This is a genomic window from Curtobacterium sp. MMLR14_010 (assembly GCF_001865015.1).
Classification (GTDB): Bacteria; Actinomycetota; Actinomycetes; order Actinomycetales; family Microbacteriaceae; genus Curtobacterium.
Window position 1 is genome coordinate 157,883 of record NZ_MJGV01000101.1, and the last position, 10,435, is coordinate 168,317.

General features: G+C 72.5%; 11 protein-coding genes. 6 read left to right on the forward strand and 5 right to left on the reverse strand.

All coding sequences use genetic code 11. The features are described 5' to 3' along the window. Positions 1-352: 352 nt before the first annotated feature. The gene (locus BIU98_RS18250) at positions 353-2,053 is read right to left on the reverse strand and encodes a beta-N-acetylhexosaminidase (RefSeq protein ID WP_071279716.1); all 1,701 of its coding nucleotides are present in this window, start codon (positions 2,051-2,053) and stop codon (positions 353-355) included. Positions 2,054-2,089: 36 nt separating this feature from the next. Here BIU98_RS18250 and BIU98_RS18255 point away from each other — a divergent pair, with 36 nt between their 5' ends. Further along, on the forward strand, positions 2,090-3,232 hold the full coding sequence (locus BIU98_RS18255) for an ROK family transcriptional regulator (protein ID WP_175481421.1): 1,143 nt from the start codon (positions 2,090-2,092) through the stop codon (positions 3,230-3,232). 55 nt (positions 3,233-3,287) lie between these two features. Beyond that, the gene (locus BIU98_RS18260; RefSeq protein WP_071279720.1) at positions 3,288-4,061 is read left to right on the forward strand and encodes a DedA family protein; all 774 of its coding nucleotides are present in this window, start codon (positions 3,288-3,290) and stop codon (positions 4,059-4,061) included. Positions 4,062-4,079: 18 nt separating this feature from the next. Here the strand turns inward: BIU98_RS18260 and BIU98_RS18265 are convergent, their stop codons facing one another. After that, complete coding sequence (locus BIU98_RS18265; protein ID WP_071279722.1) at positions 4,080-4,283, reverse strand: DUF2945 domain-containing protein; 204 nt, start codon at positions 4,281-4,283, stop codon at positions 4,080-4,082. A 217-nt stretch (positions 4,284-4,500) separates the two neighbouring features. Here BIU98_RS18265 and BIU98_RS18270 point away from each other — a divergent pair, with 217 nt between their 5' ends. Further along, complete coding sequence (locus BIU98_RS18270; RefSeq protein WP_071279724.1) at positions 4,501-5,553, forward strand: serine/threonine-protein kinase; 1,053 nt, start codon at positions 4,501-4,503, stop codon at positions 5,551-5,553. A gap of 30 nt (positions 5,554-5,583) precedes the next feature. Here BIU98_RS18270 and BIU98_RS18275 read toward each other — a convergent pair whose 3' ends face one another. After that, positions 5,584-6,219: an MBL fold metallo-hydrolase gene (locus BIU98_RS18275; RefSeq protein ID WP_071279726.1), complete on the reverse strand. Its 636-nt coding sequence runs from the start codon at positions 6,217-6,219 to the stop codon at positions 5,584-5,586. Positions 6,220-6,255: 36 nt separating this feature from the next. Here BIU98_RS18275 and BIU98_RS18280 point away from each other — a divergent pair, with 36 nt between their 5' ends. Together BIU98_RS18280 and BIU98_RS18285 are read left to right on the forward strand one after the other, a co-directional pair. Beyond that, a complete protein-coding gene (locus BIU98_RS18280) occupies positions 6,256-6,750 on the forward strand; it encodes a MarR family winged helix-turn-helix transcriptional regulator (protein WP_071279728.1) in 495 nt (164 codons plus the stop codon). Positions 6,751-6,796: 46 nt separating this feature from the next. Then, on the forward strand, positions 6,797-7,420 hold the full coding sequence (locus tag BIU98_RS18285) for a phosphoribosylanthranilate isomerase (RefSeq protein ID WP_071279730.1): 624 nt from the start codon (positions 6,797-6,799) through the stop codon (positions 7,418-7,420). Positions 7,421-7,520: 100 nt separating this feature from the next. Here the strand turns inward: BIU98_RS18285 and BIU98_RS18290 are convergent, their stop codons facing one another. Then, on the reverse strand, positions 7,521-8,291 hold the full coding sequence (locus tag BIU98_RS18290) for an HAD-IIB family hydrolase (RefSeq protein ID WP_071279732.1): 771 nt from the start codon (positions 8,289-8,291) through the stop codon (positions 7,521-7,523). 109 nt (positions 8,292-8,400) lie between these two features. After that, positions 8,401-8,994, reverse strand: coding sequence for a nitroreductase family protein (locus BIU98_RS18295; RefSeq protein ID WP_071279734.1), 594 nt, complete (start codon positions 8,992-8,994; stop codon positions 8,401-8,403). 115 nt (positions 8,995-9,109) lie between these two features. On the opposite strand from BIU98_RS18295, the gene BIU98_RS18300 reads away from it, so the two are divergent. Then, the gene (locus tag BIU98_RS18300; protein WP_071279736.1) at positions 9,110-10,033 is read left to right on the forward strand and encodes an AEC family transporter; all 924 of its coding nucleotides are present in this window, start codon (positions 9,110-9,112) and stop codon (positions 10,031-10,033) included. Positions 10,034-10,435: the final 402 nt, after the last annotated feature.

Sequence of the window (10,435 nt, forward strand, 5' to 3'; positions counted from 1 at the left end):
TGCGCTGACGCCGGTGTCTCGGGTAGACGGGGGTGTCTCGCGAGGGGTGGGCGGGACCACCGGGCGGACGGGAGGCTCGGTGTTGGCTGGCACCGAGCCTCCAGTCCGTGTCGGTGCGCACCCAGGGGTCGCGACACCCCGGCGGCGCATCGGCGAGTGGTCGGCATCCGTCGCCCGGCGGGCGTCGGGACGACGAGCTGTGGCCGGTCGGCGGAGGTGAGCGGGGAGTCGTGACCGGTCGCGTGGGGTGGGCGGGACCCGGGGTGCGTTCCCGGCGTCGAGGGAGCAGAAGACGTCGGGTCGCGAACGCGGACTGGACGACTTCTGCTCCCTCGATGGGGACGGGCCGAGGTCAGTCGGCGATGTTGGCCGTGACGGCGTCGATGTAGGCGGCACGCTCCTCGCGCGAGCTCGGTCGGCCGGGGACGCCGGGGCGCTCCTCCCACGGGAAGGGGCCGGCCTCGTGACGGTACTCGATGCCCATGGCCTCGAGCCGGGCGAGGTGCTCCACGAGCCGCCCGCGGAAGTCGTCCAGGTCGCGAGGGCCGGCGACGTCCGCGGACCACAGCGCCTCGGCCAGGGCGGTGACCCGGGGGAAGAGCTGGTAGTCGAGCTTCCGCACGGTGTCCACGTGCTCGGTCCACATGTTGCCCTGGCCGCCGATGACGTGGGCACGCTCGGCCTCGGTCAGCGATGCGGGCACCGGGTCGAACGCGAAGACGTCGTCGACGGTGAGCACGATCGACACCGGGATCGGCTCGTTCGGCAGGTCGCTCTGCCGGTAGTCGAGGTAGGCCTGGTCGTCCGGCACGGAGATGACGTCGTGCCCGCGGCGTGCGGCCGTGACGGCACCCAGCAGTCCGCGCCAGGAGAGCACCGTGGCGGAGGGGGAGAGCGTGCCGCCCTCGAGGATCTCGTCCCACCCGAAGGCGCGACGCCCGTGCGACTCGACGTGCGCGGCGAGCTGGCCGATGATCCAGGCCTGTAGCTGCTCCTCGTCCGCCAGGCCGAGCTCGCGGATGCGCTCCTGCGTGCGGGGGTCGGTCTCCCACTGCACCTTCGGGCACTCGTCGCCGCCGATGCCGATGTAGGCGCTCGGGAAGAGCTCGATGACCTCGTCGAGGACGTCCTTGAAGAAGGTGATCGTGGCGTCGTCGGCGTTCAGGACGTCGTCCGCGATGCCCCACTCGGTCCAGACGTCGACCGGGGACTCCGGGTGCACGCCGAGCTCCGGGTACGCGGCGAGGGCGGCGCGGACGTGCCCGGGGGTCTCGATCTCGGGGACGACGGTGACGAACCGGTCGGTGGCGTAGGCGACGATCTCGCGGATGTCGTCCTGCGTGTAGTACCCACCGTGCGGTCGGCCGTCGAAAGCGTCCGGTCGGAGGATGCCGTCCGGGCCCCCGACGTGCGCACCGACCTGGGACTCGGCACGCCACGACCCGATCTCGGTCAGTCGCGGGTACTTCCGGATCTCGATGCGCCAGCCCTGGTCCTCGGTGAGGTGGAAGTGCAGGCGGTTGACGCGGTGCGCCGCGAGCTGGTCGATGACCCGGAGGACCTCGGCCTTGGTGCGGAAGTGCCGGGCGACGTCGAGCATCACACCGCGCCAGGCGAAGGCGGGGGCGTCCTCGACCTGCTGCGAGGGGATCGTCCACGGGCCGGTGCCGACGCGGCCCTTCCGGTACACGTCCGCCGGCAGGAGCTGCAGGACCGCCTGGACGCCGTAGAAGACCCCGGCTGCACCCCCGCCGACGACCTCGACGTGGTCGCTGTCGACGACCAGACGGAAGGACTCGCTCCGGTCCTCGCCGGGTCCGGCGAGGAGGGTGTGGTCCGACTCGTCCACACGGAGGGAGATGCCCGCATCCTCCGATCGGTCGGCATCGCGGACGGGCAGGCCGGTCGACCCCCGCAGCGTCTGCTGCAGGTACAGTCGGACCGGTTCGCTCGGCGCATCAGCGGCGATGCGGGTCGACGGGGTGATCTCGAACGAGCCGACACCGGGTGTCGACAGGCGCGGGCGGGGGATGAGCATGTGGGCGTCCACCATTCCTCAATGATCTTTCGTAATGTGGAGACTATGGCCGTGAGCGAATCCCTGTCAACGATCCCGAGCGGGGTCGACGGGAGCTCGCCCGCGACCCTCCGGCTCCTCAACTCCCGCGCACTCCTCGACGAGCTGTTCCGCGACGACTCCTCGTCCACCGTCACCGAGCTGAGCCGCCGGGTCGGGCTGTCCCGCCCGACGGTGGAGGCGGCGCTCGCCGACCTGGTGGCCGCCGGCTGGGTGCGCGAGGCCGACGCCATCGCGACGCCGAACAAGGCCGGCCGCCGCGCCAAGCGGTTCCGCGCCGACGCCGGAGCCGGATCGGTGCTCGGCGTGGACCTCGGGCTGCACGGCATCGTCGGCGTGCTCGCCGACCTCCGCGGGGACGAACTCGCCCGGGTGGAGGAGGTCTACACGGACCTCGCATCCGCCGATCAGGCATGGTCGAGCGTGCAGGACGTCGTCCACCGGCTGACGTCCCACGTCGACCCCGGCCGGCTGCTCGCCGCCACGTTCGGCGTCCCCGCGGTCGTAGACCGCAGCGGCGAGATCGACTACACCGTCGCCGTGCCCGAGTGGGTCGAGAGCCGGGTGCCAGGACGCATCCAGGAGCTGCTGCCGAGCGCGGTCACGTTCTTCGACAACGACGCCAAGCTCGCCGCGACGGCCGAGACGATGTGGGGCGGCTTCCACGGGGTCCGCGACGGCCTGTACCTCGTGATGGGCCGCCAGATCGGCGCCGCCTTCCTGGTCGATGGCGCGCTGGCCCGCGGTGCACGGGGCGCGGCGGGGGAGATGGGCGGACTGGCGTCGACCGGGTGGCCGGAGGCACCGGCCAGACTGGAGGCTCGGATCCCGTCCGGCGCGGACCTCGAGTCCGTCATCGCGGCGGCCGGGCAGGGCGACGCTGCCGCCCAGGAGACGATCCGGGCGCTCGCCGCGGACGTCGCCCCGGGTGTGGCCCAGCTCGTCCTGACGATCGACCCGGAGGTCGTGGTCGTCGGGGGCGAGGTGCTGCCGGCGGCCGAGGTGTTCTGCGCGGCGCTGAGCGACGCCGTCGGGCCCCTGCTGCGGCACCCGGTGGCGATCGTGCCGTCGTCCGTCGGGCGGGACGCCGTGGCCAGGGGAGCGCTCGCGCGGTCGCTCACGCACGTGCGGGCGTCGCACATGGGCCTGGGCTGACGGGACCGGGCGGCGCACTCCGGCACCTGTCAGGGTGTTCAGGGATGATCGCTGGATGACGACCGCCGTTCTGACGACCGCCACCCGCGCCGCTTCCTCGTCCCCGGACGCCGACATGGGCGGACTGTCCGGGATGGTGCTGCGGCTCATCGAGGCGCTCGGCGAGTGGGGCGTGGCGCTGATGCTCTTCGTCGAGACGGTGTTCCCGCCGATCCCGTCGGAGGTCATCCTGCCGCTCGCGGGGTTCCTCGCCGGCGCCGGCCGGATGAACCTGGTGCTCGTGCTGGTCCTCGCGACCCTCGGGTCCTACGTCGGCGCACTCGTCCTGTACTGGCTCGGCCGGGTCATCGGCTTCGAGCGCACGGTCCGCTGGCTCGGGAAGCTGCCGCTCGTCGACGAGGACGACTTCCGCAAGGCCGCCGCCTGGTTCCACCGCCACGGTCGCAGCGCCGTGCTGTTCGGCCGCCTGGTGCCGATCGTCCGCAGCCTGATCTCGCTGCCCGCCGGTGCCGACCGGATGAACCTGGCGTCGTTCTCGCTGTTCACGATCCTCGGTTCCGGCCTGTGGAACAGCGTGCTCGTGCTCGGCGGCGCCGCCCTCGGCACCCAGTACGACAAGGTCGAGGGCTACACGGAGTGGATCGACCGGGCGATGTACGCGGCGATCGTGGTGGTGGCCGTCGTGTTCATCGTGCGTCGGGTCCGCCGCGGTCGTGCGGAGCGTGCCACACGGAGCCAGGGCCAGGGCCAGGGCCAGGGCCAGGCGCGGAGCCAGGCGCCCGACGCCGGCGTCCACGGCCGTCGTCGTGCGGAGACGACCGGGGACTGACCGGCGCCGGACTGCTGGTCAGGCCTTGGTGAGCGCCGACTCCTTGTGCGCCGCACGCTTGCCCGACTTCTCCGACTCGATGATCCAGTACGGGTCGTCGTCCGTCGGCTTGAAGTGCTGACCGTCGAACTCGAAGTCCTCCGTGCGCTGCTCGACGAGCTTGCCGGTCGTCTTCCCCTGCGAGGTGTTCCAGTGGACTTCGTCGCCCTTCGACAGTGCCATCGCATGTCCCCTTCCGTGGTGTCCAGTTCGCGTCGGATCCGCGGCCTGTACCCCGAGACGCTAGACCCCGCCGATCCGCGCGGTTCCAGGGATGTCGGGTGCGTCACGATGTCATAACGCCCACCCGGATCGAGGACACGGAGCGTACCGTTGTCGGCGAGTCGCGCACGAGCAACGCTCGCCTCCCGATGGCTCCCCGAAGGATCGAACCACCCTGATGTCACTCGTCGACAACACCCGCACTGAGACGGTGCTCTCCGGACGTTACCGGTTGGCGCGCCTCATCGGCACCGGGGGCATGGGCTCGGTCTACGAGGCCCGCGACGAGCACACCTACCGCCTGGTCGCCGTGAAGCTCTTCGCGACGCCGCACTCGATGACGACGGCCGACCGGGTCCGCCAGGAGCGCGAGATCCGGCTCCTCAGCATGCTGTCGCACCCGGGGCTCATCCCGCTCTACGACGCCGGCACCCACGAGTTCCCCGACGGGCCGCACCGGTTCATCGTGATGGAGCTCATCGCCGACACGACGCTGCTCCGCCGGCTGGCCGAGGGCGCCCTCCACAACTACGAGGCGGCCGACCTCGGGGCCCAGCTCGCCGACGCCCTGGCGTACGTGCACTCCCGCGGGATCGTGCACCGCGACGTCAAGCCCGCCAACATCCTCATCAGCGACGAGGGCTCCTCCGGGTTCGCCCGGACGGTCAAGCTCACGGACTTCGGTGTCGCGCACTTCGTCGACGGCTCACGCCTGACGAACGACGGCACCGTGATCGGCACGGCCGCCTACCTCAGCCCCGAGCAGGTCGCCGGCGAGCCGATCAGCTACGCCACCGACGTCTACTCGCTCGGGCTGGTGCTGCTCGAGGCCCTGACCGGCAAGCAGGAGTACTCCGGGACGCTCATCGAGGCAGCCCTGGCGCGCCTCCGTCGCAGCCCGGAGATCCCGGACGAGGTCGGTCGTGACTGGCAGGACCTGCTGCTCCGGATGACCGATCGTGACCCCGCCCGTCGTCCGACCGCCGTCGCCGTGGCGCGGGCGCTCCGTGGTGGCTCCATGCAGGTCACCGGACCCGTGCCCCTCGGCCCGGAGCGCCTGGCGCACAAGCGGGACCACCGCATGCACCGGGCGGCGCACCGGCACGCACGGCGTGGCACGTTCGAGGCCGTCAACCGCTGGCGCCGACGCAACATCGCGACCGGGACCGTCGCGGCTGCCGGGGTGCTGCTCGCGTGCGCGCTGAGCTACGTCGCGGGCACGCTGCACTGATCCCCCGGCGGCAGCGACGGTCTGGTCGGGTCAGACGTCGACTGACTCGCCGTCCTGCAGGGTCAGCAGCTCGATGCCGGTGAGCTGACCGCTGTACTGGGCGAACATGCCGCGGCCGGCCTCACTGAGCATGAGGTCGTGGACCTGCACCGCGCGGGTCGGCTTCACCGCACGGATGAAGTCGACGAGCTCGCTGAGCTTGGCCCACGGGCCGGAGGTCGGGACGAGCAGCGTCTCGACCGTGGTGTCGGGGACCGCGTACGAGTCGCCGGGGTGGAAGACGCGGCCGTCGACCAGGTAGCCGACGTTGCTCATCGCGGGCAGGTCGGCGTGGATCACGGCGTGGTCGCCGCCGTGGACCTGCACGGGGAAGCCGCCGGCCTGGAGCGTGTCGCCGGGTGCGACCGCGGTGACGCGGCCGTCGTGCTCGCCGAGCGCGGTGACGACGTCAGCGGGGGCCCAGACGTGCAGGTCGGGCTGGGCGTCGAGCGCGGCGGTCAGGACGTCGGCGTCGAAGTGGTCGGGGTGGTCGTGCGTCACGAGGACGGCGGAGGTGCCGGCGACGAGGTCGGCGGAGTTCGGCGTGTAGGCGCCCGGGTCGATCACGAGGGAGCGGTCGCCGTCACGGAGGACGACGGTGGCGTGGGTGTGCTTCGTCAGCTGCATGCTCCGAAGTGTACAGCCCGCCTGTACACTTTGGTCATGGCCTCCGACGACCAGGACACCGTGTTCACCCTCGACGACGCGAACGCGCTCCGGCGGGCGATCGGCGACAGCGTGCGCGCCGTCCGACGGTCCGAGACCACGCCGGAGGGGCAGATCGAGGCGCTCGGCTTCCTCGCCCGGGACGGCGCCCACAGCATCGCGACGCTGGCCCGGCTGCGCCGCGTGCGGCACCAGAGCATGCGGGTGACGGTCGCCGACCTCGAGGCCCAGGGGCTCGTCGAGCGGGCGCCGGACCCCTCCGACGCCCGCGGGGTCCTGGTCTCCCTGACGCCCGCTGGTTCGGCCGTCATCGCCGAGTCCCGGACACGACGTGCCGCCCGGGTGCTCGCGGCGGCCGAGACGGCCCTCACGCCGGAGGAGCGCGCGGTGCTCGCGCGGACGGCGCCCGCGCTCGACAAGCTCACGGCGGCCCTGCTCGCCGACTCCGACCCCGATGCCGACGACCACGACGTCCTGCCCGCGCGGAGATGACCCGGTGCGCTGTCCGTCCGTCGGTCGTGTCGGGCAGGATGGGGGGATGAGCGACCAGCGATGGATCAAGATCTGCGGCCTGTCGACGCCGGAGACCGTGGACGCTGCCGTCGACGCCGGTGCCGACGCCGTCGGGTTCGTCTTCGCGGCCGGCAGCCACCGCACCGTCACCGCCGACCGGGCGCAGGAGCTCGTCGAGCGGGTGCCGGACGGGATCGACGCCGTCGGGGTGTTCCGCGACCAGGAGATCGACGAGATCGTCGGCATCGCCTCCGCGGTGGGCCTGACGACGCTCCAGCTGCACGGCAAGGAGTCCGCGACGGACTTCGCCCGCGCGCGGGACGCCGGCTTCTTCACGATCCGGGCCGTCGCGGCCGAGGACTACCTCGCCGAGACCCCCGAGCAGCGCGCCGCGTACGACCACGACCTGCTGCTGCTCGACGCCGCGGTGCCCGGCAGCGGCCGGCTCATCGACCCCGCGACGCTGGCGGACGGCATCGACGAGGCCTGGATCCTCGCCGGCGGACTCACCCCGGCGAACGTCGTCGCCGCGGTCGAGAGCCTCGACCCGGACGGCGTCGACGTGTCGAGCGGCGTCGAGTCCGAGCGCGGGGTCAAGGACGCCGCGAAGATCCGGGCGTTCGTCGAGGCGGTCCGCAGCCTGCCCTGACGGAGCCGGGCCGAGCCTCCAGGCCGGGTGGCGGCGACCACAAGACCAGCGCGACCCGACGCGCCGCCAGACGAAGGCGACCGCCAGACGGAGGCGACCGTCAGGCGGACGCAGCTCGGAGCGTCGGGATCAGCTCGGTGAGGAACGCGTCGGTGTCCTCCCAGCCCTCCACCGCGTGGCAGGGGACGCCGAGGGCCTTGACGGGGTAGTCGTTGCCCTCGGGGTCGAGGCGGTCGCCGACGAAGAGCATGTCGTCGAGCGCGATGCCGGTGATCTCGGCGAGCCGCTGCATTCCGTAGGCCTTGTCGATGCCCTTGCGGGTGATGTCGACGCTGGTGGAGCCGCCGGAGCGGACCTCGAGGTCGGGGAGCTCGGCCTGCACGCGGCGGCGCAGGTCGTCCTTCTTCGCGCCGGTCGGGTCCCACTGCTTCTTCACGTCGACCGGGGCGGCCTGGCCGAGTGCGGAGAAGGTGATCTGGGAGCCGCGGTCCTCGAGGATGTCGCCCCAGGTCTCGGACTCCCAGTAGCCGGCGTCCTTCGCGACGGCCTCGACGGCGGCGAGGGCGCGGGCCTTCTCGTCGTCGGTGAGGTCCTCGGCGTACTGCAGCGCCCAGTCGTCCCCGGCCCAGCGGTAGTACCGCGTGCCACAGGTGGGCAGCAGGTGCAGGTCGTCGAGGGTCAGGCCGGCGCGGTGGCTGAGCGGGGTGACCAGCTGCTGCTCGAACTGCTGGAAGTTGCCGCCGGAGATCACGGCGACGGGGACCGTCTCGAGCAGCGCGGCGAAGGTCTCGAGCATGCGGGGGTCGAGCGAGGACTTCGACGGGGCGAGGGTGTCGTCCAGATCGAAGGCGACGAGGCGTGGTGCGGTCATGGGCACGATTGTGTCATGCGACATGTCCCCGGAGCCGGACGGGTGCGGGGTCCAGCCGATCCTTGCGGGAAGCCGGTCGGCTGGACCCTGGGCGGCGTCGCCCCCGGTCTCACTCCTTGACGAGCACGATCTCGTCGAGCGGCAGGCGGGTGCGCGGGGCGACCTCGCGCTGGGCGGCCTTCTCCTCGAGCTGCGACGGGTGCCCGACCGTGCCGATCGCCGTCACCGTGAAGGGCTGGAAGCGCTCCGGCAGGTCGAACGCCGCGGCGAGGCCCTTGGCGTCGATGCCGGCCATCTGGTGCACGTGCAGCCCCTCGGCGTGGGCCTGCACGGTGAGGGCGGCGAGGGACTGCCCGAGGTCGTACTGCGCGAAGGGGCGGGCGTCGCCGTCCTCGGTCACGTTCTCGAGCACGCCGACGACCAGGGCGCTCGACCGGTGGGCCCAGGTCTGGTTGAAGCCGAGCAGGTGCTCGTTGATCTTGCGGAACGTCGCGGTGCCGCGGCGGCCGGCGATGAAGCGGCGGGGCTGCGAGTTCTGGGCGGAGGCGGCCCAGCGCGCGGCCTCGAGGACGGCGTCGAGCTGGTCGTCCGAGATCGTCGCGGCCTCGTCGTAGGAGCGCGGGCTCCACCGTTCCTCGAGCAGCGGGACGAGGGGCTGGCTCGAGTCGGTGGAACGGGAGAGCGTGGTCGCGGCATCGGTCATGGTCACGACAACGGCGGTGCAGCCCCCGGCATTTCCGACTCGGCAGGTTCTCGCCGGTGGACGTCGTGCGCGCTCGGGTCGCGGGCGCTCGTCGACACCTGCCAGGATGGGTGCGATGGGTGGCGTTCTGATCGGCTTCGCGATCATCGGCGCGATCATCGCGGCCGGGTACGTCGTCGGGCGCGTCGGGCTGCTCGGACCGCACGCCCAGTTCGTGATGAGCCGGCTGGCCTTCTTCGTGCTCATGCCGTGCCTGCTGTTCCACACCATCGCGACCGCGGACATCGCGTCGCTGGTGTCGCCGATGCTCTGGGTGTCGCTGTTCAGCGCCGTGACCGTTGCCATCGGGGCGGCGCTCGTGTTCGGCCTGGTCCTGCGACGGTCGCTCACCGTGACGACGGTCGGCGCGCTGGCGTCGAGCTACGTCAACGCGAACAACATCGGGCTGCCGGTCGCCGTGTACGTCCTCGGGCAGGCCACGGCCGTCGTGCCGGTGATCCTGCTGCAGCTCGTCCTGCTCGCCCCGGTCGCGCTGACGATCCTCGACGCGGCGACCGCCTCCGGGGGCGGGTGGAGGCGTCGGCTGCTCGGACCGGTCACCAACCCGCTCATCATCGCGTCGCTCCTCGGCCTGCTGAGCTCGGCGCTGCACGTGCGGTTGCCGGATCCGGTGCTCGAGCCCTTCGCGCTCGTCGGGGCCGCGGCCGTGCCGGTCGTGCTGCTGTCGTTCGGCATGAGCCTGCACGGGTCGGCACCGCTCCGCGACCCGTCGATCCGGACGGACGTGATCGTGGCGTCGGCCGTGAAGCTGGTCGTGATGCCCGCCGTGGCCTTCGTGTTCGCCCGGTTCGTGTTCGGGCTCGGCGACCAGCAGGTGTTCGTCCTGACGACGCTCGGGGCGCTGCCCGCGGCGCAGAACGTCTTCAACTACGCGCAGCGCTACGACGCCGCGGTCCCCGTGGCACGGGACGTCGTGCTCATCTCGACGATCGGCGCGGTGCCCGTGCTGGTGCTCGTCGCCGCACTGCTGCACCCGTAGGGGTGGGGTGGGCGGGCGCTTCGCGCCCGTGGTGAGGTCGCACTTCGTGTCGGGTGCGGTGCCGGTGAGGCGACACGGAGTGCGATCTCGGCGCGGTCTGGACGTGGGGCGGGGCGGACTGGAGGCTCGGGGCGGGGCCGGTGGGAGCCTCCAGGCCGGTGGGTGGTGCGGGCCGGCGGCTCGCGGTGGCGCGGAGGCTGGGACCGGCGGCGGCGGCGGGTGCGCGGCGGCGCGAGTGCGCGCCGGCGGCGGTGCGTGCGGGCCGGCGGCTCGCGGTGGGGCGAGTGGTCGGGACACCCCGGCGGGGTGTCGGCGAGTGGTCGAGGGACGTCGGTCGGGGCGCGCTTGGGCGACGGGAGGTGACCGCTCGGCGGAGGTGAGCGGGGTGTCGTGACCGGTCGG

Coding starts and splice junctions, on each gene's coding strand:
- BIU98_RS18250 (WP_071279716.1), bottom strand. CDS start 2,053: ATGGTGGACGCCCACATGCTCATCCCCCGCCCGCGCCTGTCGACACCC.
- BIU98_RS18260 (WP_071279720.1), top strand. CDS start 3,288: ATGACGACCGCCGTTCTGACGACCGCCACCCGCGCCGCTTCCTCGTCC.
- BIU98_RS18265 (WP_071279722.1), bottom strand. CDS start 4,283: ATGGCACTGTCGAAGGGCGACGAAGTCCACTGGAACACCTCGCAGGGG.
- BIU98_RS18270 (WP_071279724.1), top strand. CDS start 4,501: ATGTCACTCGTCGACAACACCCGCACTGAGACGGTGCTCTCCGGACGT.
- BIU98_RS18275 (WP_071279726.1), bottom strand. CDS start 6,219: ATGCAGCTGACGAAGCACACCCACGCCACCGTCGTCCTCCGTGACGGC.
- BIU98_RS18280 (WP_071279728.1), top strand. CDS start 6,256: ATGGCCTCCGACGACCAGGACACCGTGTTCACCCTCGACGACGCGAAC.
- BIU98_RS18285 (WP_071279730.1), top strand. CDS start 6,797: ATGAGCGACCAGCGATGGATCAAGATCTGCGGCCTGTCGACGCCGGAG.
- BIU98_RS18290 (WP_071279732.1), bottom strand. CDS start 8,291: ATGACCGCACCACGCCTCGTCGCCTTCGATCTGGACGACACCCTCGCC.
- BIU98_RS18295 (WP_071279734.1), bottom strand. CDS start 8,994: ATGACCGATGCCGCGACCACGCTCTCCCGTTCCACCGACTCGAGCCAG.
- BIU98_RS18300 (WP_071279736.1), top strand. CDS start 9,110: ATGGGTGGCGTTCTGATCGGCTTCGCGATCATCGGCGCGATCATCGCG.